23 protein-coding genes are annotated in these 25,248 nt (G+C 44.8%); 21 read left to right on the top strand and 2 right to left on the bottom strand.

The annotated features are described in order from the left end of the window. Positions 1–52 precede the first annotated feature (52 nt). Together HBAL_RS08750 and HBAL_RS08745 are read right to left on the bottom strand one after the other, a co-directional pair. The gene (locus HBAL_RS08750; RefSeq protein ID WP_015827584.1) at positions 53–2,077 is read right to left on the bottom strand and encodes a methylmalonyl-CoA mutase family protein; all 2,025 of its coding nucleotides are present in this window, start codon (positions 2,075–2,077) and stop codon (positions 53–55) included. A 115-nt stretch (positions 2,078–2,192) separates the two neighbouring features. Beyond that, the gene (locus tag HBAL_RS08745; protein ID WP_015827583.1) at positions 2,193–4,238 is read right to left on the bottom strand and encodes a lytic transglycosylase domain-containing protein; all 2,046 of its coding nucleotides are present in this window, start codon (positions 4,236–4,238) and stop codon (positions 2,193–2,195) included. A 114-nt stretch (positions 4,239–4,352) separates the two neighbouring features. Here HBAL_RS08745 and dapA point away from each other — a divergent pair, with 114 nt between their 5' ends. From dapA to HBAL_RS08640, 21 genes are all read left to right on the top strand, one after another. Next, a complete protein-coding gene (gene dapA, locus HBAL_RS08740; protein ID WP_015827582.1) occupies positions 4,353–5,231 on the top strand; it encodes a 4-hydroxy-tetrahydrodipicolinate synthase in 879 nt (292 codons plus the stop codon). Positions 5,232–5,240: 9 nt separating this feature from the next. Then, positions 5,241–5,717, top strand: a complete 477-nt coding sequence (gene smpB / locus HBAL_RS08735; protein ID WP_015827581.1) for an SsrA-binding protein SmpB — start codon at positions 5,241–5,243, stop codon at positions 5,715–5,717. Positions 5,718–6,227: 510 nt separating this feature from the next. Next, a complete protein-coding gene (locus HBAL_RS08730; protein WP_015827580.1) occupies positions 6,228–6,602 on the top strand; it encodes an NADH-quinone oxidoreductase subunit A in 375 nt (124 codons plus the stop codon). A 10-nt stretch (positions 6,603–6,612) separates the two neighbouring features. Then, the gene (locus tag HBAL_RS08725) at positions 6,613–7,170 is read left to right on the top strand and encodes a NuoB/complex I 20 kDa subunit family protein (RefSeq protein ID WP_049763201.1); all 558 of its coding nucleotides are present in this window, start codon (positions 6,613–6,615) and stop codon (positions 7,168–7,170) included. Continuing rightward, entirely contained in the window at positions 7,167–7,796 is a 630-nt protein-coding gene (locus HBAL_RS08720; protein WP_015827578.1) for an NADH-quinone oxidoreductase subunit C, read from the top strand. Before HBAL_RS08725 ends, HBAL_RS08720 begins: the two co-directional genes overlap by 4 nt. Before the next feature lie 3 nt (positions 7,797–7,799). Continuing rightward, a complete protein-coding gene (locus HBAL_RS08715) occupies positions 7,800–8,999 on the top strand; it encodes an NADH-quinone oxidoreductase subunit D (protein ID WP_015827577.1) in 1,200 nt (399 codons plus the stop codon). Beyond that, positions 8,996–9,346, top strand: coding sequence for a nuclear transport factor 2 family protein (locus HBAL_RS08710; RefSeq protein ID WP_015827576.1), 351 nt, complete (start codon positions 8,996–8,998; stop codon positions 9,344–9,346). Before HBAL_RS08715 ends, HBAL_RS08710 begins: the two co-directional genes overlap by 4 nt. Before the next feature lie 3 nt (positions 9,347–9,349). After that, entirely contained in the window at positions 9,350–10,450 is a 1,101-nt protein-coding gene (nuoE, locus tag HBAL_RS08705) for an NADH-quinone oxidoreductase subunit NuoE (protein ID WP_015827575.1), read from the top strand. Positions 10,451–10,457: 7 nt separating this feature from the next. Continuing rightward, the gene (locus HBAL_RS08700) at positions 10,458–10,658 is read left to right on the top strand and encodes a hypothetical protein (RefSeq protein WP_015827574.1); all 201 of its coding nucleotides are present in this window, start codon (positions 10,458–10,460) and stop codon (positions 10,656–10,658) included. Next, entirely contained in the window at positions 10,658–11,968 is a 1,311-nt protein-coding gene (nuoF, locus tag HBAL_RS08695; protein WP_015827573.1) for an NADH-quinone oxidoreductase subunit NuoF, read from the top strand. Before HBAL_RS08700 ends, nuoF begins: the two co-directional genes overlap by 1 nt. 5 nt (positions 11,969–11,973) lie before the next feature. Then, the gene (nuoG, locus tag HBAL_RS08690) at positions 11,974–14,103 is read left to right on the top strand and encodes an NADH-quinone oxidoreductase subunit NuoG (RefSeq protein WP_015827572.1); all 2,130 of its coding nucleotides are present in this window, start codon (positions 11,974–11,976) and stop codon (positions 14,101–14,103) included. Between the two features lie 9 nt (positions 14,104–14,112). Then, entirely contained in the window at positions 14,113–15,192 is a 1,080-nt protein-coding gene (gene nuoH / locus HBAL_RS08685) for an NADH-quinone oxidoreductase subunit NuoH (RefSeq protein WP_015827571.1), read from the top strand. A gap of 20 nt (positions 15,193–15,212) precedes the next feature. Further along, positions 15,213–15,701: an NADH-quinone oxidoreductase subunit NuoI gene (gene nuoI, locus HBAL_RS08680; protein ID WP_015827570.1), complete on the top strand. Its 489-nt coding sequence runs from the start codon at positions 15,213–15,215 to the stop codon at positions 15,699–15,701. Between the two features lie 88 nt (positions 15,702–15,789). Beyond that, complete coding sequence (locus tag HBAL_RS08675; protein WP_015827569.1) at positions 15,790–16,404, top strand: NADH-quinone oxidoreductase subunit J; 615 nt, start codon at positions 15,790–15,792, stop codon at positions 16,402–16,404. A 12-nt stretch (positions 16,405–16,416) separates the two neighbouring features. Further along, positions 16,417–16,725 (top strand): NADH-quinone oxidoreductase subunit NuoK, encoded by a 309-nt coding sequence (gene nuoK, locus HBAL_RS08670; RefSeq protein ID WP_015827568.1) that lies wholly within the window; start codon positions 16,417–16,419, stop codon positions 16,723–16,725. Positions 16,726–16,745: 20 nt separating this feature from the next. Further along, a complete protein-coding gene (gene nuoL / locus HBAL_RS08665) occupies positions 16,746–19,031 on the top strand; it encodes an NADH-quinone oxidoreductase subunit L (RefSeq protein WP_015827567.1) in 2,286 nt (761 codons plus the stop codon). Continuing rightward, entirely contained in the window at positions 19,031–20,512 is a 1,482-nt protein-coding gene (locus HBAL_RS08660) for an NADH-quinone oxidoreductase subunit M (RefSeq protein ID WP_015827566.1), read from the top strand. The genes nuoL and HBAL_RS08660 overlap by 1 nt, the downstream gene beginning before the upstream one ends. A gap of 13 nt (positions 20,513–20,525) precedes the next feature. Next, positions 20,526–21,953 (top strand): NADH-quinone oxidoreductase subunit N, encoded by a 1,428-nt coding sequence (locus tag HBAL_RS08655; protein ID WP_015827565.1) that lies wholly within the window; start codon positions 20,526–20,528, stop codon positions 21,951–21,953. Then, positions 21,953–22,714, top strand: a complete 762-nt coding sequence (locus HBAL_RS08650) for a biotin--[acetyl-CoA-carboxylase] ligase (protein ID WP_015827564.1) — start codon at positions 21,953–21,955, stop codon at positions 22,712–22,714. The genes HBAL_RS08655 and HBAL_RS08650 overlap by 1 nt, the downstream gene beginning before the upstream one ends. Positions 22,715–22,758: 44 nt before the next feature. Continuing rightward, positions 22,759–23,547, top strand: coding sequence for a type III pantothenate kinase (locus tag HBAL_RS08645; RefSeq protein ID WP_015827563.1), 789 nt, complete (start codon positions 22,759–22,761; stop codon positions 23,545–23,547). A gap of 5 nt (positions 23,548–23,552) precedes the next feature. Next, complete coding sequence (locus HBAL_RS08640; RefSeq protein ID WP_015827562.1) at positions 23,553–25,217, top strand: ribonuclease J; 1,665 nt, start codon at positions 23,553–23,555, stop codon at positions 25,215–25,217. Positions 25,218–25,248 lie beyond the last annotated feature (31 nt).

The following is a 25,248-nucleotide window of genomic DNA, read 5'->3' as shown; positions in this document are numbered from 1 at the left end:
TGAGGTTTGTCCTTCATCAAATAAATTCGGCCTGTATCTGAGAATATTTAGATTAAAGAGCTAAGCCCAATTCAGAGTGGGCAAGCTCTAAGCTGGCAATGACATCAACACCGATGTGAATGAATTCATCTATGCCGGCTTCTTGCCATGAATCTTTGCTTTCCATGGGTGGTTTACCTGCGAGATATAATCGAGCGACGCCTGCTGCTCCGAGTTCTCTCGCTGTATCAGCCGCTTCTTGTAAATAGCGTTCATCGCTTCCACATAAGCATGCAAGGATACACCCAGATTTTTGAAATGCCTCTGCTAATTCTTCGGCTGTACCTGAATGATATTCGGCGACCAAGCCGCCAGCAGCAAAAAAGTTTGTCGCAAATGATGTGCGGGCTGTGTGTTCGGATAACGGGCCAAGAGCGGCGAGAAACACTTTGGGTTTGATGTTGTTTTTAGCCTCAAATTTCTCAGCGTAATCTCTCAAGTTTTCAAAAGGTTTGGCAAGACGCATAGGCCAGAAAGGATTTGTTTCTAAAACATTTTCGTTCGAATACGTCAGATCTTTAATCGTGAGGTTATTTTCACTTTCGGGTATAAGATCAGCCATTGAATAGGATTTAGGAGTTTTGCCAGTCGGTTGGGCTGCTTGGGATATTGTTGTTTCTACATCTGGCGTAATATAGGTGGCGGCAGTTTCTTGTAGTTGAGGGTAGTCTGAAACGCCAGTTATCTGAACTTTTCGATGAGCGACATCGATAAGTCTGTTTGATCTGATTTTGTTGACTTGCGGTTGGAATTTTCCATCTAATATAGATGAGAGATAACCACCTGATTTTTCAATCGACTGGAAAATTCCCCACGCTTTCAGAGAAAGCTCATCGGAAATTGATGCAATGCTCCATGCTCCACCAGACGGATCCATGACTTTGCCCAAAAATGATTCTTCTTGTGCTATGATTTGGGTATTTCTAGCGATGCGCCGCGCCTGAGGTGAAGGAAGTCCCAAAGCATCCGTAAATGTTCTAATTGTGACAATGTCAGCGCCGCCAACACCAGCTGCGAAACAGGCTGCAGTATTTCTTAAAATGTTGACCCAAGGGTCTCGGGCGGTCAACATTCTGCGTGAGGAGACAGCTTGTAAGCTCATCGAGAATTCGTTTTCGGCCACACCAAATTCTTGTGCGATTTTTGCCCACATTCTACGCGCGGCACGGATTTTTGCGATTTCTATTAGATAGTCTGAGCCAACAGCTACAGTGAAGTTGATGCTTGAAATGGCGGTCACCGCATCAACACCCGATTCCACAAGTAATCTTACATATTGAGTCCCGCTAGCAATTAACGACGCTAATTCCTGCGCTTCTGAACCGCCTGCTTCATGCACAGGACGCCCGTCTACTCTTAGAAAAGTGGAGCATTTAAAATCTTCTGCCAAAGACTGAACGCAATCAGTTAATTCCATTGTTAATTGCGCTAAATCGCCGTTCAAGTGACCTGAACGCGTCAGGCAACCAATTGGGTCATAGTTGAATGCGAGTTTTAATGAATTGGTATCGTCAGAATTTGCATGGGCAAATGCGGCAAGCATAGCAGCGGCAGCTTTACCGGATTCTATAGAAGCACCAGTGACTTCTAGTCCAATCGGTGCCCAATCGAGTTTCACTCCTTGAAGTGTTTTTTCAAAGTCAGATAGCGTTCTGATACATACACCACGCTCTCCTTCTTCGTCTATGCGAAGTTCAATAGAGCTAACGCCATGTTCAAGGTCGGCTAAAATGGATTGATTGGCATCAGCAGGAGAAGGATAGGAAATAATCTGACGAATGTCCCAAGGCAAAAATGGGTCTGAGGATGGTTTGCTGCCTCTGATAAAGGGGTATTGCCCTGGAAGCCCAGTCTTATCAGTTGAGGATTGCCAGTCCGTATCTCTATAAAGCGCTTTGATCGTTAAATCGTCATAGGTGCTAGTCCCTAAAGTATCGACGCTTCTGCCTTTTAAGGCCTTATCCAATAGTGCGAGCCATTCAGACTCATTTGTTCTGCCAAACTCGGATGAGAGTTGAAAAGTGTTAGTATCTGCCATCCCGCGATTTCCCGAATTTTGTTTATTTTTGTTGCACTACAGCATAAATCATATCGACCCGCTAGGGGCGTGACATTCAGTCACTATATCGTTGAGCGAACATAAAACAGGAATTCTAGTTGGCGATACCCCCTCTAGCTAGGTCGTTGATTAGACTTATGTCGGTAGGGTTGCCACTCAATCTGTGACGATAGACTTGTGTGTTTTCCAATATTCGTTGCACATAATTTCTAGTTTCAGAAAAAGGGATGCTTTCGATAAAATCTATTGGGTCAATTTCGTCTTTCCTTGGGTCACCATATTCTTCAATCCAGCGTTTGGGGCGGCTTGGTCCAGCATTATAGGCTGCTAATGCTAGAATATAGGATCCATTGAAATCTTCAATTAAATCATCAAGGTAACTTCTGCCGACCTTCAAATTGTAAATTGGATCATCAGTTAGCCAGCTTTGGCGGAATGGCAGGCCGATACTTCTGGCTGTTTGCCGCCCTGTTGCTGGCAGGAGTTGCATCATTCCTCTCGCATTCGCATGGCTGATAGCAGTTGGTGTTAACTCACTTTCTTGCCGAGACAATGCCATCACTAAAGCTGGTTCTGCTATGCCTGAGCCTGGGCTATCTGGGAGACTGATAACAGGAAAAGCCGCATTAGGAGCGATATGTCCATTTGCTAAACCAGCTTTACCATTTCTAATTCCAGCTCTTGGTTCGAGATAATGCACTGCAAGGTCTGATAACATCTCATGTTCTTGAGGTGTGGTGAGGGTATCGTCTACGAAAAAAGAAAAACGCTCAAATGATTGAAGTCGTCCCGACTCAGCCATTAACATTGCGGCTTTGATGACGGGCTTAGACTCAAATAATGTTCTTTGTTCAGTTGTTGCAGATTCTGGCAAGGCTAGCGTTAACTGGGCGTCACTTTTTCCGGCGTCCTTTAGTCTTTGAGCTGCCATCTGACCATAAAACACAAAATTGTAGTGGGCGGCTTGCTCATAACTTTGGATTGCCTCAGTTGTCTTATTTTGAGCGGTCAAAGCTTCGCCTCGCCAAAATAAACCTCGCGCCAAACTAATGGGTGAACCGACCCCTTTTGAGAGGGTGTCGAAATGTTCGTATGCGACTTCGGGCTTATTTAGGTATTTTAAGGCGACCCAGCCGGCATTAAATTCAGCTTCGGCAAAGCCTGTGCCTTCTGCCAAGCCGTGATGAGCGGCCATTTTATAAGCCTCATCCCAACGTTTTTCTTTGATCAATGTCCTCAGAAGGAGGCGGCGTTCATACCATATCTTTTCCCGACCAGTTATTGAGGTGAGGAATGGGTCAATTTCTAGTATGGCTTCTATTGCACCATCATAATTGTTTAAGCGCTTACGTCTCCATCTTGCGCGTTCATATAAGAGGCCAGGATCAGATTGATTGTTCTTTGGTACGGCGTTGATGAGGGAATCGACACCGCGAAGTCCCTCCATTAATCCAATTCTTGCCTGAATTAGTTTTTTTTCCGAAGATGAAAGTCTATTGATAAGGTTTTTCGCACTACTGCGTTGATTGCCCCACAAAAGCATATCGACACGTTTTGAGTGGTCTTCTTGTGTTAAGTCTTTGCCAAACTCTAACAAGATTTGACGTTCATCTGAACGCGAAAGTGAATGATGCCACCAGATATTTTTTATAGTGGCTAAAGCTTGTTTTGAGTTCGATTTTCGTTTGAGAAGGCGTGCATAGGTTAGCTTTCCTGTGCCGGTGACAGGAGGGTGAAGTTTGAACCATGCTGACAATTGTGTGTCACTAAAACCGGAATAACTTAGAATGCTTTCGGCCTGTTTTTTCATTTCAATCGTTTTGGGCCAGTCGGATAAGCGTTCTAATGCCAATTCAAGTTCGTCAAATGTCGGGTTTGCAGAGGAATTTGTCGTTAATTTCCATAACAGCAAATCACTTACAGTAAGGTCGGTAGTTTTTTTCTGGATATTTCTGACAATAGTCCAATTGCCTAAATCAGCTGCATCTAGCGCTCCTGTCAGGTCTTTGTAGACATTTTTCTCTACTATTTTGGAGCGAATTTCTTCCACAGGTTTTAGAGATGGAGCAGAAGGAATCGCATTTGCCATCGACGTGCCGACGGAAAATAGAATAAGAGCGAGGCAAAGAATTCGTTTCATGACTTGCAAAACCTGATTGTGGCGCGAATAACCACCTTAGTAATCGATAAACGTGAACGGTCAGTGAGCGTTTTAAATAAATATCTAAAATGTCTACTCGTATTGGAGGACACCATGTTTAAAGGGTCAATCCCAGCTCTTATTACACCTTTTCGCAATGGGAAGGTTGATGAACAAGCTTTTGAAAAATTGGTGATTCGACAAATCGACGCTGGAAGCCATGCCGTTGTACCGTGTGGAACGACTGGGGAAAGTGCGACTTTATCACATGACGAGCATCGTCGCGTCGTAGAATTATGTGTAGAAATTGTAGCAGGTCGAATTCCTGTCATAGCTGGTGCTGGCTCCAATTCAACGCAAGAAGCAATAGGTCTTGTTGCTCATGCGAAAGCTGTTGGCGCACATGCTGCGCTAACAGTGTGTCCATATTATAACCGACCATCACAACCAGGGTTGCGCGCTCATTTTTTAGCAATTGCTGATGCAGTTGAGCTTTCATTAGTCCTTTATAATGTTCCTGCGCGAACAGTGTCTGATTTGGAACCTGAAACTTTAGGTGAGTTATCTAAGCATCCCAATATTGTTGCATTAAAAGATGCCACAGGGGATTTGGGGCGTGTGGCGTGGCATGCGAATGTGTGTGAAGATGAATTTATTCTGTTAAGTGGAGATGATCCCAGCGCAATCGGTTTTAATGCGTTGGGCGGAGTTGGATGTATTTCAGTAACCGCCAACCTAGCACCCAAAGCATGTGCTGATTTGCAAAATGCAATAATGGCGGGAGATTATATAAAAGCACGTGAAATTAACGCAACGCTACAGAAACTACATCGTGCGATGTTCTTTGAACCAAGTCCTGCCCCTGTTAAATTTGCAATGGCTGAACTAGGTTTGTGTGATCCAGAAGTTAGAAGTCCTATTCTTGAAATTCAATCAGAACAGGTGAAGGAAGATATAAGGTCAGCCATGCGTGAAGCTGGTCTACTGTCCTAGAAGGTTATAATGGCAAAAAAGAAAAAACAGGATGGGGGCGGTCTGGTTGCAGAAAACCGTCAGTCTCGCCGAAATTATGAAGTTGTTGATACATTAGAAGCCGGCATTGCATTGGTTGGGACGGAAGTGAAATCCCTCCGTTTGGGGCGGGCAAATATATCGGAGAGTTATGCGAGGGATGAGCAGGGCGAACTGGTATTGGTGAACGCGACGATTCCAATTTACCCACCTGCTTCGCGTTTCAATCACGAGCCGCTTCGTATGCGGAAGCTGTTGCTGAAAAAGAAAGAGCTTGCGAAGTTGATGCAAGGGATAACAAGAGACGGTATGACAATCGTCCCTCTGAAATTGTATTTCAATGAACGCGGTATCGCAAAGCTATTATTGGGGTTGGCCAAGGGGCGCAAAAATCATGATAAACGCGATGTGGAGAAAAAGCGTGACTGGGATAAACAAAAGGCGCGATTGATGAGGGCGAAAGGCTAAATTCCTTGTAGGGCTTCAATTTGAAGCAAAATTCGATATTTTTATCTGGTCATTTTGACGCATCTTGTCTCGTTAGTTGTGATTCTAGTTTGAACGGCTAAAAAATGGGAGTGAACGTTCAAAATCAAATAAATTCTGAGCTTTAGCGAAAAAATTAATTGAGAATTGTTTGAAACCTTGGAATTGAAAATCGTTATCAACTAGCGTCAAAAATCTACAGTTTTCAACTGGCTAATCTTTCTTATGAGAAAGGCTAGTTTCCCTTACTGTAATTAGGCCAATGAATTCTCTGTGAGTGTTTTTGATAAATTATAATTAAGGTGCTTTTCGAGTAAGGTAACCTTTGCTAAAGCCATGAACGCTAATCGCCAGCTGACGCTATGACTATGTGCGGCAATATTGCCATATGAGTGCTTCATTTTTGACAAGAACGAAAATGTTGGGCTTTAGGTCCCTTGCATGTAATGCCAAAGCGTCTTAGGCCGATCCGCAAACTGCTAGGAATACGTAATGCAAGACGTTCAATCACTTGTTCTAAATTATTTACCAGTTGTTATTTTCTTCGCGCTTGGCCTTGCTCTTTGTTTGGCCTTTCTCGTTGCTTCAGCTGTGTTGTCGCCAAATAATCCGGACCCAGAAAAAAACTCAGCATACGAATGTGGTTTCAACCCGTTCGATGATGCGCGGATGAAATTTGATATTCGTTTTTATCTCGTGGCAATTTTGTTCATCATTTTTGATTTAGAAGTCGCATTCTTGTTTCCTTGGATTTTTCAGGTCGATGCAGGAAATATCGCTGCCTTCTGGTCTATGATGGTGTTTTTAGGCGTTTTGACGATTGGCTTCATATATGAGTGGAGTTCTGGCGCATTGGAGTGGGAATAAAATGAATAAGATGTCTACTCCAACAGTAAATAGCGCCCAGTCAGCTTCGGATGCTAGTGCTAAGATAAGAGGCGATGACCCTTTCTTTGCGGGCGTTTCTGATGAATTAGCCGATAAAGGTTTTGTTGTTGCGAAGCTCGATGATGCAATCTCTTGGGCGCGCACCGGATCACTAATGTTTATGAGTTTCGGTTTGGCGTGTTGTGCCGTCGAAATGATGCATGCCGCCAACCCTCGTTATGATATGGAGCGTTTTGGTATGGCTCCGCGCGGTACACCGCGCCAATCTGATCTGATGATCGTTGCTGGTACGCTTACAAACAAAATGGCACCGGCCATGCGAAAAGTGTACGACCAAATGGCAGAGCCACGTTATGTGATCTCTATGGGCTCATGTGCGAATGGTGGAGGATATTACCATTATTCTTATTCTGTTGTTCGCGGATGTGACCGCATTGTGCCGGTTGATGTGTATGTTCCTGGTTGTCCACCAACTGCAGAAGCTTTGATGTACGGTCTTTTGCAGCTTCAAAAGAAAATTCGACGCGAGGGGACTATCGACCGATGAGCTTGTCCTACATCAACGGTGAAACTCTCGATGAGTTGGTTAGCCATATTGAAACAGAGCAACCACATTCTGTAAAATCATGCGCTGTGGTGAATGATGAATTAGTCGTTTATGCTGTGCGTGATCAGATTATGTCACTTATGCGTTTTTTGCGAAGTGATTCTCAGTGTCGTTTTGAGACTTTGACTGATCTTTGCGCGGTTGATTACCCAGAGCGTGCTGAGCGTTTTGAGGTTGTGTATCACATGCTTTCCATGAGTTTGAACCAACGCATTCGTGTGAAGGTTTCAACGGATGAGGAAAGCCCTGTGCCAAGCCTTGTGGAACTGTTCCCTTGTGCAAATTGGAATGAACGTGAAGCATTCGACATGTATGGTGTATTGTTCTCCGGACACCCAGATTTGCGCCGTATATTAACGGATTATGGTTTTGAGGGACATCCTTTGCGGAAAGATTTCCCGCTAACTGGACATGTCGAAGTGCGGTATGACGAAGTTGAAAAACGCGTTGTTTATCAGCCTGTCAAACTTGTTCAAGAATATAGAAATTTTGATTTTATGTCACCGTGGGAAGGTATGCAAAGCGTGCTGCCGGGTGATGAAAAAGCAGATGGGGAAGAGGCTTAGATTATGGCTGACGGAACTTCATCATCACACGACCCAGACAGCCGTAAGTTTACAATAAACTTTGGCCCTCAACATCCAGCGGCACATGGTGTGCTTAGAATGGTGTTGGAGCTGGATGGAGAAATTGTAGAACGTGTTGATTCTCACATTGGTCTTTTGCACCGTGGGACTGAGAAATTAATCGAATACAAGACTTACCTTCAGGCGATGCCGTATTTTGATCGGTTAGATTATTGTGCGCCAATGAACCAAGAGCATGCATGGTGCCTCGCTATCGAGAAGCTTGCAGGTATTACAGTGCCGCGTCGTGCTTCATTTATTCGGGTCTTGTATTCTGAAATTGGTCGTCTTCAATCTCACTTGTTGAATGTAACCACTCAGGCGATGGATGTGGGTGCTTTGACACCGATCACTTGGGGATTTGAAGAGCGCGAAAAATTGATGGTATTTTATGAGCGTGCATCTGGAAGTCGTATGCACGCTGCATATTTCCGTCCAGGTGGTGTTCATCAAGATGTGCCACCGGAATTGTTGGAAGATATCTATGATTTCTGTGACCCATTCCTTAAAGTACTTGATGATATTGAAGGGCTTTTGACGGAAAGTCGTATTTTCAAACAGCGGAATGTGAACATAGGTCAGGTGTCCACGCAAACAGCATTAGACTGGGGATTCTCCGGAGTGATGGTGCGTGGTTCAGGCATGGCTTGGGATTTAAGAAGATCCCAGCCGTATGAAATCTATTCTGAATTGGATTTTGGAATTCCCGTTGGAAAACATGGCGATTGTTATGACCGCTATATCTGCCGCATGGATGAGATGCGTGAGTCCATTAAGATCATTAAACAATGTATCGATATGATTCCAATTGGTCCGGTTCTGCCTGAACGTTCAAAATATGCGCCTCCTCGTCGTGGTGAAATGAAGGCATCAATGGAAGCGTTGATCCACCATTTCAAGCTTTACACTGAGGGCTTTCATGTGCCTGAAGGCGAAGTTTATGCGACTGTAGAAGCGCCTAAAGGTGAGTTTGGCGTGTATCTTGTTTCGGATGGAAGTAATCGTCCTTATCGCGCAAAAATTAAAGCACCGGGCTATGCGCATTTGCAAGCTATGGATCACCTTTGTAAGGGGCATCAATTGGCGGATGCATCTGCAATTCTAGGTTCTCTGGATATTGTATTCGGAGAAATAGACCGATGAGTGCAGACCTAACGCCGGAACAGATCGTACAAGCGCAGCTTGAGGCATATAATGCTCAAGACGTTGAGAAATTTTGTGAATATTTTTCTGAAGATGTATTCGCAGCAGGGTATCTAGGAGATGTGATCTGCCAAGGTATTGAAGCTTGGAAACAGCGTCATGTTAAAATATTTGCAGAATTTCCAAACAATACAGCTAACTTGGTCCACAGAATTGTTTTAGGTGAAACTGTTATTGATCATGAAGATGTGAGCCGTGGAAATGGCGATGCTAATTTTCTGGTCGGTTGTATTTACACGATAAAAAATGCGCGCATCACACGCGTTGAATACGTCAAAGCGAGTTAGATAATGAGTAGTATTCGTCGATTTGACATTGAGGCAGGCGGAGAAAGCTTTGCTTTTAAAGCTGAGACAGAAGAAAAAATAGCATTCTGGTTATCTAAATATCCGGAAGAACGTAAACGTTCCGCTGTTATCCCAATGTTGTGGATGGCCCAAAAGGATAATAAAGGCTGGTTGTCAGAACCTGCTATGAGAGAAGTCGCTGACCGTTTGGGAATGGCATATATTCGCGTTTACGAAGTTGCGACTTTTTACACAATGTTTCGTATGCAGCCTGTTGGTGAATTTCACATACAAGTGTGTGGGACAACGCCGTGCATGTTACGCGGATCAGATGATTTGATGAAAGTATGCAAATCTAAGATCGGTGAAAAAGGTCATGTCGGTGCTAATGGAAAGTTGTCTTGGGAAGAAGTTGAATGCTTAGGAGCATGTGTGAATGCACCAATGGCACAGATCAACGACTATTATTATGAAGACTTAGACGAAGCGAGTATGACGTCTCTTCTTGATGATTTTGTTGCTGGGAAAAATCCTGCGCCAGGCACACGAGCAGACCGCAAGAACAGTGCGCCTGAAGGTGGACTTACTTCTTTGTTAGACGAAACCCTTTATGATGGTTCCATGGCCAAGCCTCTTACGGTTATTCCTGGTGCGCCTGTAGAAGCGGTCGTTGAAGTTGAGGCCGAGCAAGAAATTACTGAAGTAAAAGAAGAAGTTAAAGTCGAATTGGTTGCTGATGAAAAATCAGAAGAGACTGACGACAGTGAAACTACGGCTTCAGGTGAAGAAACAGCTAAGCCGACATTGGAAGACGTGAATCGTCCTGTTTCATTGGACGCGCCAAATGACGGTGTGAAAGATGACTTAAAGCGTATTTCAGGTGTCGGACCCAAAATTGAAGAGACTTTAAATTCACTGGGTGTGTTTCATTTTTCTCAAATTGCCGATTGGAACAGAGAAAATGTCGCATGGATAGATGCGTTTTTAAGCTTCAAAGGCCGAGTTGATCGCGAAGAGTGGATTTCTCAATCAAGATTGTTAGCGGCTGGTGGCGAGACTGATTTCTCAAAACGTAAAGCTGAAACTAAACCAAAGAAAGACTAAGGCGAATATGAACAACCAAGACCAAAAATCACAGATAAAAGCATTGCTGGTTCCAGCACTGCTCGAAACTCTGTGCATTGGTGCTGGTGTCGCTGCATGGCTTTCAACTGATAAAATTATATGGCTCGCTATAGGCGTAGTAGCAGGAACTGGATTTTCCATTCCTGCCATTATTACTTACGTGCGCGCAAACAAGGGGCAAAAGTAATGCTGCTCGATAAAGATCGCATTTTTACAAACCTGTATGGTCATCATGACTGGTCCCTTGAAGGGGCGAAGCAACGCGGCGCATGGAATTCAACTAAAGAGCTTATGCAATTTGGTCCTGAGTGGATTTGCGATCAAATAAAAGACTCAGGTCTTCGAGGGCGTGGCGGAGCTGGATTTCCAACAGGCCTGAAATGGACTTTCATGCCTAAAGAAGTGAAAGACCGCCCGCACTATCTAGTTGTCAATGCTGATGAATCTGAGCCAGGTACATGTAAAGACCGTGATATCATGCGTCACGACCCTCATCTTTTGATTGAAGGGTGTCTGATTGCTTCATACGCAATGCGGGCAAATACGTGTTATATCTATTTACGCGGTGAGTATATTTTCGAGCGAGAACGTCTGCAACAAGCAATTAATGAGGCCTATAAAGCTGGATTGATTGGTAAGAATGCGTGCGGGTCTGGTTGGGATTTCGATCTACATGTTCATCATGGTGCTGGTGCGTATATTTGTGGTGAAGAAACAGCATTGCTAGAAAGCCTTGAAGGTAAAAAAGGGCAGCCTCGTTTGAAGCCACCATTCCCAGCAAATGCTGGGCTTTATGGTGCGCCAACCACGGTGAATAATGTTGAATCTATTGCAGTTGCTCCGACTATTTTACGTCGCGGTGCTGGATGGTTTAAAAAGTTCGGACGTGACAATAACGCTGGTACAAAAGTGTTTGCGATTTCAGGTCATGTAAACCGTCCATGTAATGTTGAAGAAGAAATGTCTATTCCTTTAAAGACATTGCTAGAAACACATTGTGGCGGCGTTCGTGGCGGCTGGGAAAACCTTAAAGCGGTTATCCCAGGTGGTTCATCTGTGCCTATGATTCCCAAAGATATATGTGATGACGTCTTGATGGATTTTGATGCGCTGCGTGAAGTGCAATCTGGTCTGGGGACAGCGGCTGTAATCGTGATGGATCAGTCAACAGATGTTGTTCGTGCAATTGCTCGCTTGGCTTACTTTTATAAGCACGAGAGCTGTGGACAATGTACGCCTTGTCGTGAAGGAACAGGCTGGATGTGGCGTGTTTTGACTCGGATGGTGAAAGGTGAAGCTGAAGCTTCAGAGATAGATATGCTTCTAGATGTTTCTTACCAGATAGAAGGTCACACTATTTGTGCGCTAGGAGATGCGGCAGCTTGGCCAGTCCAAGGGCTTATTCGCCATTTCCGTTCCGAAATTGAAGAACGTATTTCCAGTTATCGTATTGGTCGTCCGCATGTGCCGGGCGCTAACATTGCAGCAGCGGAGTAGTTTGAATGTCTGATACTGCTAAAGTTGTTGTCGACGGCGTAGAAGTCGAAGTTCCGCGTAATTATTCACTTCTTCAAGCTTGTGAGGAAGCGGGTGCGGAAATTCCCCGTTTTTGTTACCATGAACGTCTTTCCATAGCTGGTAATTGCCGGATGTGTTTGGTTGATTGGGTGGGGGCACCTAAGCCGATCGCTTCATGTGCTCAGGCTGTGGGTGATATGCGTCCTGATCGCGACGGTTCGCCGCCTAAAATTTCTACAAAATCTGAGCGTGCAATAAAGGCGCGTAACGGTGTGATGGAATTTTTGTTGATCAACCACCCTCTCGATTGTCCAATTTGCGATCAAGGTGGGGAATGTGATCTGCAAGATCAGGCGATGGGTTTTGGTCGTGCGGCAAGTCGCTATCAAGAGCCCAAACGAGCTGTTGACGACAAATATATGGGACCGTTGGTTAGTACGGTGATGACGCGGTGTATACAATGTACGCGGTGTGTACGTTTTGCTGCTGAGGTTGCTGGAGTTGAAGAAATTGGTCTTATCAGCCGTGGTGAAGACGCACAAATCACGACTTACCTAGAGGCGTCGCTTGAGTCGGAGCTGTCAGGTAACGTTATTGATCTTTGTCCAGTCGGCGCGCTGACGTCTAAACCTTATTCTTTCAACGCACGTCCATGGGAATTGCGTAAGACAGAATCAATAGATGTTATGGATGCAATGGGAGCAGCTATTCGTGTCGATGCACGTGGTTCTGCTGTTTTGCGCGTCATGCCGCGTATAAATGAAGAAATCAATGAAGAGTGGATTTCTGATAAGACACGTTTCGCGATTGATGGTCTTGGGCGTCAACGCTTAGATAAGCCTTATATCCGTAAAAATGGTAAGCTGGCTCCAGCCTCTTGGGATGAAGCTTTAGAGGTTGTCGCAAGCAAGCTTAAAGGTGACGCGTCTAAGATTGCTGCAATTGCTGGCGATCTAGCCTGTGTTGAAGGTATGAAAGCTGCTCTTGATTTGCTGCGATCAATCGGTGTGAAATCAACTGATTGTCGTCAAGATGGTGCTAAATTGGCGCTTGATAATGAGGGCAACAAACTGCCGCGTGAAAGTTATCTTTTCAATTCTTCCATTATGGGGATTGATGAGGCTGATGCCGTATTAATTATTGGTGCAAACCCTCGCAAAGAAGCTGCGGTTCTAAACGCAAGAATACGCAAAAACTGGTTACACCGTGATATGCCGGTTGCCTTAATCGGTGAAGCTGTTGATCTCTCCTATGAATACACTCATTTGGGTAATGGATCAGAGACACTCAAAGGAATTAAGTCTGGCGACGGCGTGTTTGAAGCCTTGAAGGCAGCGAAGCGCCCAATGATTATTGTTGGACAAAGCGCGCTAGCTAGAGAAGATGGTTCTGCTGTATTAGCTTTGGCATCTCAACTCGCAGCGGATGTTGGTTGCTTTACAGCGAAGACAGAAAACGAACCTGCTTGGAATGGCTTTAATGTTCTTCACAATGCCGCTGCTCGTGTTGGTGGTCTAGATCTTGGTTTCTTGCCAATAGATGGCGGATTGGATCTCGCTGGTATTTTAGCGGGTGCTCAAGATGGCAGTATTGAAACGATTATTTCACTCGGTGCTGACGAAATCGTTGGGGATTCATTTGGCAAGACATTCGTAGTTTATGTCGGCACGCATGGTGATGAAGGTGCGCATCGTGCAGATGTCATCTTGCCGTCTGCTACCTACACTGAAAAATCTGCAACTTATGTAAACACTGAAGGACGTGTTCAGCGCACTCAGAGAGCTGTTGGTCTTAAAGGTGAATCACGTGAGGATTGGTCAATCTTCCGCGCGTTGTCTGCAAAATTAGATAAACCATTGCCTTATGATAGCCTGACAGCACTCCGCGCTGATTTGAACGAGACGTTGCCAGTTTTCAAAGGGATGGATTATGCCCCCCTTACGACAGAAGAAAGTGTTGCGCCGCCTTACGGTAAAGCTGGAGAAGTTGCCGATGCAAGTTTTGCCGCTGCTATTGGCGCATTTCACCTGACAAACTCTATCGCACGGGCGTCTAAAACCATGGCCGAATGTGCCGAGCTTGCTGCGCAATCAGTTGCAACAGCTGCAGAATAGGAAAAGAATATGGAACTCTTTCTGCAATGGACGAATAACAATCCTTGGTTAGCGGTGGCATTGGCCGCAGCGCAAGTTTTGGCATTTATGGTCGTATTGCTGCTGGCAATTGCGATGCTTTTGTGGATGGACCGCAAAGTGCTTGCCGCGTCTATGCTGAGAAAAGGTCCAAACGTAGTTGGTCCTTTTGGTTTGCTTCAGTCGTTTGCTGATTTTGGAAAGTTTCTTTTAAAAGAAATTATTATTCCTGCCGGTGCGAACAAAACTGTCTTTATTCTCGCGCCTATTATTTCAACTGTAACAGCTTTGATGGCTTGGGCCGTTATTCCTGTTGCGCCGGGTTGGGTGAATGCTGACCTAAATGTTGGAGTGATCTATCTGTTCGCCATGTCATCTCTTGGTGTTTATGGGATCATCATGGGCGGGTGGGCGTCTAACTCGAAATATCCATTTCTTGGTGCACTTCGATCAGCCGCTCAGATGGTTTCTTATGAAGTGTCTATAGGATTTGTGATTGTCACAGTGTTGATGTTGGCTGGTTCAATGAATCTTTCCACTATCGTCGCAGCTCAATCAGGTGGTTTCTGGAACTGGAACATCTTTGGAGGAGGTCATCTTCCAATGTTGGTGATTATGTTCCCAATGTTTGTGATCTTCTTTGTATCCGCACTTGCGGAAACCAACCGTGCTCCATTTGATCTTCCAGAAGCTGAGTCAGAATTGGTGGCTGGGTATCAGGTTGAATATTCCTCGACACCATTTTTGCTTTATTACCTCGCTGAGCAGGTAGCTATCGTGTTGATGTGCGCGTTGATGACTGTTCTGTTTTTGGGTGGATGGCATTTGCCATTTTTGTCTTTACCTGATGCAATGCCTTCTTGGCTGTCTAGCGGCATTTACTGCATTGCATTTATGGTCAAAATCACATTCTTGTTTTTCCTATTTGCTATCGTTCGGGCAATTGTTCCACGCTACAGATATGACCAGTTGATGCGCCTTGGTTGGAAAATATTCCTCCCAACATCACTTATCGCCGTAATCGCAGTTTCTGCTTACGTGGTTTTCGTTAAAAACGGCGCAGTCGCGTAGTTCAGAAAGGATAGATTTCAATGTCTCGAATATCCCAAGCTATTAAAGGCGCAATGCTTTCTGATATCGTGTCAGCTCTTGGACTCGCTCTTCGCTATATGTTTACGCGAAAAGCAACGGTGAATTATCCATTTGAAAAAGGACCGTTGAGTCCGCGTTTTCGTGGTGAACATGCATTGCGTCGTTACGCTAATGGTGAAGAGCGTTGTATTGCATGTAAATTATGTGAAGCGGTGTGCCCTGCTCAAGCGATTACTATTGAAGCTGAGCCGCGTTCTGATGGATCACGTAGGACGACTCGTTACGATATTGATATGACGAAATGTATCTATTGTGGATTTTGCCAAGAGGCTTGTCCCGTTGATGCAATTGTGGAGGGACCTAATTTTGAGTTCTCCACAGAAACTCGAGAAGAATTGTTTTACGACAAGGATCGTTTGCTTTCTAACGGTGACCGTTGGGAAAGACAGATCGCTAAGAATTTAGAACTGGATGCTCGTTACCGTTAGGTGTGAGTGAAACTATGAACCGCTAGGCAACTAGCTGATTGGCAACTGATATTAGTTGCTGAAGCAAGAAGAAAGACGAGGCGGGCGCGTGCAGCTGATCGCTTTTTATATACTCTCAACAGTCGTTCTCATTTCGGCTATATCTGTCATTGCATCACGCAATCCTGTTCATTCAGTATTGTGGTTGATCCTATCGTTTTTTACGGCGGCAGGTTTGCTTGTTCTGATCGGTGCTGAATTCCTGGCTATGCTACTCATCGTTGTCTATGTCGGGGCGGTGGCAGTTCTGTTCTTGTTCGTTGTTATGATGTTGGACGTCGATTTTGCTGAAATGCGAAAAGGCTTTGCAGATTATTTTGTCGTTGGTGGATTGGTTGCACTAGCACTGCTCGCAGAAATCGGAGTTGTTGCAGCGTCTGCAAACTCTGTTGAAGGGCGTAATTTCGATCCTTCACCAGGCGCTGATACGAATGCAGAAGCGCTCTCAAATGTCTTGTACACAGATTATTTACTTCTCTTTCAAATGGCAGGGATTGTCCTTCTGGTTGCGATGATTGGAGCGATTGTTCTGACTTTGCGTCATAGACCTGATGTGAAACGCCAGAAAGTAGAAGAGCAAACAGCACGTCGTCGCGAAGAAGCGGTAGAACTAATTAAAGTCAATCCAGGTCAGGGTATTAATGTTCACCCTGAACAGGATTAGTAGGAGGCTCAAATGGACCTAACATTAGGACACTTTCTGGCCTTATCGGCAGCTCTATTCACCATTGGTGTTTTTGGGATATTCGTAAACCGGAAGAATATCATTGTCATCTTGATGGCAATCGAACTCATCCTGTTGTCTGTTAACATAAATCTGGCAGCGTTTTCTGTTTTTAACGGAACTATCACTGGTCAGGTATTCGCCATGCTCGTCTTGACGGTTGCAGCAGCGGAGGCCGCCGTAGGTTTGGCTATCCTCGTTGTTTACTTCCGTAACCGCGGCCAAATTGCCGTGGATGACGTGAACATGATGCGCGGTTGAGCGGGTAAGGAGACCGGGGCATGAGCTGGCAAACATTTGCTGCAGTAGTTGTTGTTTTTGCACCACTTATTGGTGCGATTATTGGTGGAGCCGTGAATTTATTCACGCCTCTCAATGACGCTTTCACGAAATTAGCAACCGCAGATGATGGTGCGCACGGGCATGACGATCATGATGATCATCACGGTCACGCATCTATTCCTGCAAATCGAGCAAAACTCGATAAATTAGCGATGATAGTCACAACTGGCTTAGTTGTGATGGCTGCACTATGTGCGGCATCATTGTTCTTCGCGCAGTTTTTTGCTGCGAGTTCAGGTGTTGCTGATACTCAATCAGTGTTGATTGCACGTTGGATTGATGTGGGTGCGATGCAGGCTAATTGGGCTATTCGTATCGACACAATGTCGATTGTGATGATGTTTGTTGTAACAAGCGTATCCTCGCTGGTTCACATATATTCATGGGGATATATGTCCCACGATATGGGCCGCGCTCGTTTCTTCACATATCTATCATTGTTCACCTTCATGATGCTGATGTTGATTACAGCCGACAATTTTCTCCAACTATTCTTTGGTTGGGAAGGTGTGGGACTGGCTTCATATCTTTTGATCGGGTTTTGGTATCACAAGCCTTCAGCAAATGCTGCGTCAATAAAAGCTTTTGTTACAAACCGTGTTGGTGATGTTGGGTTCGCTTTGGGGATTATGACTGTATTCTTGGTGTTTGGAACCGTTGAATTCGCACCTGTTTTTGAAGCCATAAAAACAAACGCAACAGTTACTCCATTTGCATTTGGTGAAGCAGGTCACGCTCAAGATGTGGTTATCTCTGTTCTAGGCGTAACTGCTCCTGCGATGGAAATTATTGGTGTGCTTCTCTTTATTGGGGCAATGGGTAAATCAGCTCAGCTGCTTCTTCACGTTTGGTTGCCTGATGCGATGGAAGGGCCGACACCTGTTTCCGCTTTGATCCACGCTGCAACAATGGTGACGGCTGGTGTTGTTCTAGTTGTCCTTTGTTCTCCGATATATGAATTCACAACATATGCGTCGGCAATGATTACTTTCATTGGTGCAGCCACTGCAATTTTTGCAGCGACCGTTGCGCTTATGCAGAATGATATCAAACGCGTTATTGCGTATTCAACCTGTTCTCAGCTTGGGTACATGTTCTTTGCGGCAGGTGTGGGCGCTTATGATGCTGCAATGTTCCACCTTTTCACACACGCATTCTTTAAAGCCATGTTGTTCTTGACTGCTGGTGCCGTCATTCATGGATTGGCTGATGAACAAGATATGCGCAAAATGGGTGGTCTGCGCGCCAAAATGCCAATTGCTTGGTTGATGATGTTGATTGGAACATTGGCAATTACTGGGGTTGGTATTCCGGGAACACACATTGGTTTTGCTGGGTTCTTCTCTAAAGATGCTATCTTGGAAGAAGCATTCCTATCGGGCGGTATGTATGCACAATTTGCTTTCTGGGCAGGTATAGTTGCAGCACTCCTAACAAGTTTCTATTCATGGCGCCTCATGATCATGACGTTCCACGGAAAAACACGTGCGAATAAACATGATTTCGATCACGCTCATGACGCGCCACTTGTAATGGGAATGCCTCTTTATCTACTCGCAGGGGGAGCAGTCTTAGCTGGTGTGGTATTCTACAGCGCGTTTATTGGAGACTTAACTAAGGTCAACAAAGACTTCTGGGGAAGTTCTATCTATAAAGCAGAGATTGCGGAAACGTCACACGACGGTGAAGATGGTCATGCTCCTGTTACAGAACATGTTGTTGCGGCCAATTCTCATGGTGAAGAAAACCACGGTGATGATCATGCTGAGGCGTCTGGTCACGCTGCTGCAGACGCAGACCATGGGGACGGTCATCACGGTATCCACCCTCCAACATGGGTCCTATGGGCACCATTCTGTGCTTGGATGTCTGGTCTAGTGTTAGCAATAATCTTCTATGGATTTGTGCCGCACATTCCAAGATCAATGGGTGAGCGTTCAGGGCCAATGCACGCATTCTTGTCTAACAAATGGTATTTTGATGAGATTTACGACTTTGTGTTCGTAAAGGGGTCTAAAGCTTTGGGAGACTTTTTCTGGAAAATCATTGATATGAAAATCATTGATGGACTGGGACCGAATGGAATTTCGAACTTAACAAAAGCTAGTGCCGGTGGACTTTCTCGTCTTCACACTGGTTACCTTTATCATTACGCATTCATCATTCTCATAGCAGCAGTGGTGTTTGGTGCAGTGGCCTTATCTGGCCAATCAGGAGCGAACTGATGGCATCATTTCCCATCCTTTCAATGATCACATTCTTACCCCTCGTCGGGGCGTTGATCATTTTATTGACGCGAGCAGCTGTCGGAGAGCAATCTCGCGAAACAGTTCGTCTCGCTGCACTTGTGGTGACACTTGCAACATTCGTGTTGTCATTGTGGGCAATGTCTGAGTTCAACCCTTCTGCACCAGGATATCAACTCATTGAAGATGTGTCTTGGTTTGGGCAGATTTCATACAAGCTCGGCGTAGATGGAATGTCTATGCTGCTTATTTTGCTGACAACATTCTTGATGCCGATATGTGTTCTAGCTAGCTGGAATAACATCAAGATTAGATTTGCAGAATATATGATTGCTTTCCTCGTTCTAGAGACGCTTATGTTAGGTGTTTTCTGTGCGATGGATCTCGTGCTGTTTTACATCTTCTTTGAAGGTGGATTGATACCGATGTTTATCATCATTGGTATCTGGGGTGGCGCAAATCGCTTGTATGCTGCGTTTAAATTCTTCCTCTACACATTGCTTGGATCGTTAGCGCTGTTGGCTGCTTTGATCTACATATACGTAACTGTAGGAACAACAGATATTCCAACGTTGCAACAACACGCCTTTGCACCGGAAGTGCAAACTTGGTTATGGTTAGCTTTCTTTGCTTCATTTGCAGTTAAGTTACCGATGTTCCCAGTGCATACTTGGTTACCTGACGCGCACGTGCAAGCACCAACAGCTGGATCTGTTATTCTAGCTGGTGTGCTCTTGAAAATGGGTGGTTATGGGATGCTTCGCTTCTCTTTACCGATGTTCCCAGATGCATCAGTGCTTTTCCAACCATTGGTTTTCACGTTGTCTGTTATTGCCGTTATATACGCGTCGCTTGTTGCATTCCGTCAGACAGATATGAAAAAGCTCATTGCTTATTCTTCCGTCGCTCACATGGGGCTTGTGACTCTTGGTATATTTGCTTTCAATGAAGAAGGTATCCAAGGTGCGATTTTCCAGATGTTTTCACACGGTCTGATATCTAGCGCGCTCTTCTTGTGTGTTGGTGTTGTATATGATCGTCTGCACACTCGAGATATCGCCGCATATGGTGGTCTCGTTCATAGAATGCCGATTTATGCAGCCTTGTTTATGTTCTTTACAATGGCGAATGTTGGTTTGCCGGGAACATCAGGATTTATCGGTGAAATCGTGTCTATGGTGGGTGGATTTAAAGCTAACCCTTGGGCGGCTGCTGGTGCAGCTATTGGTATGATTTTGTCGGCTGTTTACATGCTTACATTGTTTAGAGCGACTGTGTTTGGCGTTATTAAAAACCCTGAACTCGAGAAACCAGAAATAGCCTATGATGTCACATTTATCGAAGGAGCCATATTGGCGATCCTTGCGATTGGTACACTGCTTCTAGGTGTGTTCCCATCATTGGTCTTCGACATTTCAGAAACATCAGCTGTCGAAATTCTAAGTTTAATGAGCAAATAGGTAGAGGTGTAAAATGGATATTCTAAACGACATTTCCATAGCAGCGCCTGAAGCGTTGCTCATTGGGGTCGCACTTATAGGTGTTTTGCTCGGTGCAACTTTCAAACAATCCTTCAATGGATTGTCGAGATTGCTCGGTGCTCTTGCTTTAGCTGGTGCTGCATTTCTTGCTGCTAGCCAGTCTGCGGTAGATGCAAGTACAGCGTTTAATGGGCTTTATAAAGTCACACCATTTATCGCGATTGCCAAAGCTGTATCTTATGGTGTTGGTGCGATCGCTCTGCTCGTTGCAGGTGGATATTTGCATCGCGAGAACATGAATAAGTTTGAGTATACTCTACTTGTTATGTTCGGTAGTGCCGGTATGGGCGTTATGCTTTCAGCCAATAATTTGATGACGCTTTATATGGGGATAGAAACACTTTCTCTGTCTTCCTATGTGTTAGCTGCGTTTAACAGAGATAGTCGTCGATCCGCTGAAGCTGGCTTGAAGTATTTTGTATTGGGTGCACTTGCATCTGGATTACTGCTTTTTGGTTGTTCCTTGGTTTATGGTTACACGGGATTTGCAAGTTTCGAACAAATCGCGGCAGCAGACCAAAGCATAGGGCTGACATTCGGGCTTGTACTTATCTTGATGGCGCTTTCCTTCAAGGCATCCGCTGCTCCATTCCATGTTTGGACGCCAGATGTTTATGAAGGTGCTCCAACACCGGTCGTAACCTTCTTCTCGACAGCTCCAAAATTGGCAACTGTTGCAGTGTTGGCAAATATCATGTTCACCGTATTTGGTGTGTATGAAGAGTCATGGATGCTGATTATTGCGATTGTTTCTGCGATTTCAATGCTGGTTGGTGCTTTTGGCGGACTTGCTCAAAACAACATTAAACGCTTGCTTGCATATTCTTCTATCGCAAATGTTGGTTATGCTCTGATGGGGGTTGCTGCTGGCGAGGTGAATGGTGCGGCATCTGTTCTCACATACATGACTATTTATGTCATCACGACATTGGGTATGTTTGGGATAGTGCTTGCTATGCGTCGCCGGGACGGACAAGTGGAAGAAATTTCAGACCTGAATGGATTATCGACATCTCGTCCTGGTTTAGCAGTAGCAATGACAGTGCTTGTGTTTTCCGTTGCAGGTATTCCTCCAATGGCGGGTTTCCTAGGCAAATGGGTTGTGTTTGAAGCAGCTCTTAAATCAGAGCTCTATTGGTTGGTTGCTGTGGGTGTTATTGGGTCGGTTGTATCTCTTGGATATTATCTTCGTCTCATCTGGGCTATGTGGGCCAAAACATCCGACGAAGAAGCTCTGGAACCTGCCGATGGTATGGTGTCCGTGTCTATTTATGGTGCGACTATTCTAGCTTTCCCTGTTCTCGTTATCTGGATTGGATGGATGACCGGAATTATAGGAACTGCTGCGGCTGCTGGATAATGACCAAACTTATTGAATCTGCGCTGGCGCATGCGTGGCCGGTTCAATGGTATGACGAGTTAGATAGTACAAATGCTGAAGCCAAACGGCGTGCATCAACAGGTGAGTTTGGACCGTGTTGGATTGCTGCTAGAAAACAAATAAATGGCAAGGGGCGGCTAGGTCGCCCTTGGCAAGCCCCTGAAGGAAATCTGTCGGCAACAGCATTGTTTCCATTTGATGGTAGCTTCGATCAAATATCAAAATTGAGCTTTCTGGCGGGTTTAGCTATTTATGATGCAGCGCTTCTTGAGGGGGTGCCAGCAAGTAAATTACAGCTAAAATGGCCCAATGATGTTCGGTGTGAGCGTCACAAATTTTCAGGTGTTCTTATAGAAACCGGTCAGGTCTCAAAAGATTTGAGCTGGGTCGCATTGGGAGTTGGCGTTAATATTTTAAGAGCGCCAGAGATAGATCAACCAACGGTTTGCTTGAAGGATTTATCGGCAAATGCGATTGTGAATGCAGATAATTTCCTTGATAGTCTAAAGGTGACCTTTGGTAACCGCTTGCATTCACTTATAAAGTTTGGTTTTGAACCTATAAGACAAGATTGGTTGGCCAATGCTGAAGGTTATAATCATTCAATTTCAGTAAAAGACTCTCAATCAACCATGACTGGTATTATGCGTGGGATTAATGAAACGGGCGCATTAATGCTGGAGATGGGAGATGGAACAATCAAATTGGTAACAACAGGTGATGTAAATTTGGTTGGATAATCTCTCATCAAAATATCGCATATTTTAACAATTGGTACATCAAAATGCTACTTGCAGTAGATACGGGGAATACAAACACACTTTTTGCAATACACGATGGCAAAGAGTGGCGCGCGCAATGGCGAAGTGCAACTGACTCAACAAAAACAGCAGATGATTATGCTGTATGGTTGACGCAGCTTATGCATTTGGGCGGATTGAAAATAGAAGATATTGATGCATGCATAATTTCTTCTGTTGTGCCTCAAGGTTTGTTCAATATGAGAAACCTTGCACGTCGCTATTTGAATGTAGAGCCATTTGTTATTGGCGAAAATGTCGAAATGGATGTTGCCGTTAAAATTCCCAAACCATCTGAGGTTGGGGCAGACCGTCTCGTAAATGCGGTGGGTGCATTAGAGGTGTATGACGGCCCGATGATTGTTATAGATTCAGGAACGGCGACGACTTTTGATATCGTTGGTGCTGATGGTGGTTTTGAAGGCGGCATTATTGCACCCGGAATAAATTTATCCATGCGTGCCCTGCATGATGCATCAGCAAAATTACCAAGGGTTGCTATACAACCTCCCGCATCCGGAAAAATTATTGGGACTGACACTGTCAGTGCTATGCAATCAGGCGTGTTCTGGGGATATATGGCGCTCATAGATGGGCTAGTCACACGTATTAAAGAAGAGTATGGAACCAATATGACAACCGTTGCTACGGGAGGCGTTGCATCTCTTTTTGAAGGTGCAGCATCAACCATTGATCATTTCGATCCAGACCTAACCATTCGCGGTCTACTGGTTTTATATCAGCGCAACAAAGATATCGCGCGTAAAAAGTAAAAAATATGACTCAAGATGAATTACTGTTTCTGCCAGTAGGCGGATGCCGAGAAATCGGTATGAATCTAAATGCTTATGCTATTGGCTCCGGGGCTAACCGGAAGTGGTTGATCGTAGATGTTGGTGTCACATTCGGTGGCCCAGAAACGCCGGGTATAGATTTGATCATGCCTGACACTGAGTTTCTTGAAACCATCCGAGAGCAGATCGTTGGGATCGTACTCACACACGCGCATGAGGATCATATTGGTGCTATTGCGCACCTTTGGCCGCGTTTACGTGCACCGCTTTATGCTACCCCTTTTACAGCGTATCTCATCAAGGAAAAATTGCGAGAAAAGCAATTGGATAAAGAAGTTCCATTAAATATTGTTCCTTTGGGAGATAAGCGTTCAATAGGTCCTTTTGACATTGAATATGTAACGCTCACACATTCTATTCCAGAGCCTAACGGTGTAGTGATTAGAACACCTGCAGGCGTGATTTTTCATACTGGCGACTGGAAGATTGATCCAAATCCAATGCTTGGCAAAGGTTTCGATGAGGAGCGGATAAAAGAGCTAGGTGAAGAAGGCATTCTTGCCATCGTATGTGATTCAACAAACGTTTTTGAAGAAGGCGAATCTGGATCTGAAGAAACTGTCCGTGAAAACTTAATTAAAGTTGTTGGCGAACAAACTGGAAAAGTGGCAATTACGACATTTGCTTCCAATGTGGCTCGCTTGGAGAGTTGTTGTATTGCTGCAATGGAAAATGAACGGTCAGTTTGTTTGGTCGGGCGTTCCATGTTCCGAATTACGGACGCGGCAAAAGAAGTTGGTTTGCTCAAAGATGTTCATTTTGTTGAGGCGAGTGATGCCCAGCATCTTGCTCCTGAAAATGTACTTTATCTTTGTACAGGATCACAAGGTGAGCCAAGAGCTGCTTTATCAAAGATAGCGACTGGAAGTCACCCGAGTGTAAAAATGGGTGAAGGAGATACTGTTATGTTCTCTTCTCGGGTCATTCCGGGTAATGAACGTGGAATCTTTGATCTTCAAAATGCACTGGCTGAAAACGGCGTAAAGATCATCACTGATCGTCAAGAGCATATACATGTTTCCGGTCACCCATGTCGTGACGAATTGCGACGTATGTATTCATGGGCAAAACCTAAAATTTCAGTGCCTGTGCACGGAGAACGTCGTCACATTATCGAACATGCGCGTTACGCTCTATCTATGCAGGTTCCTGAAGCAATCACGCCAAATAATGGTGATCTAATTTGCTTAGCACCTGGGCCGGCGCGAGTGGTTGATGAAGTTCCAACAGGGCGATTATTCTTAGACGGAAATAGACTTACACCAGAGCATTCAGGCGGAATGCAGGAAAGACGGCGCATGTCTTGGTCTGGTCATCTAAGTGTTAGTATCGCGATAGATGAAAAAGGTGTGATTAAGGATGGCCCTTATGTGACGGCTAGAGGTTTTTCTGAGCTTGATGGCCGTGTTGTCGATGAGTCGCTTGATCAATTAGATGAAGCAGCTGAAACGGCAATGGATAAGGTTTCCCGTAAAGATATCGATGACGATGATAAAGTGGAGCGCGCGCTTTTGCGCAGTGTACGCAAATCTGCAGAGGGGTTATTTGGGAAAAGACCACTCGTCGATATATCTATTCTTCGAGTGTAGATAATTATAAAAATACGCACGGGAGAATAAA

It is taken from the genome of Hirschia baltica ATCC 49814, assembly GCF_000023785.1.
GTDB lineage: Bacteria > Pseudomonadota > Alphaproteobacteria > Caulobacterales > Hyphomonadaceae > Hirschia > Hirschia baltica.
Note: the sequence above shows the minus strand (reverse complement) of the source record. Positions and strands in the feature narration are given on the sequence as shown.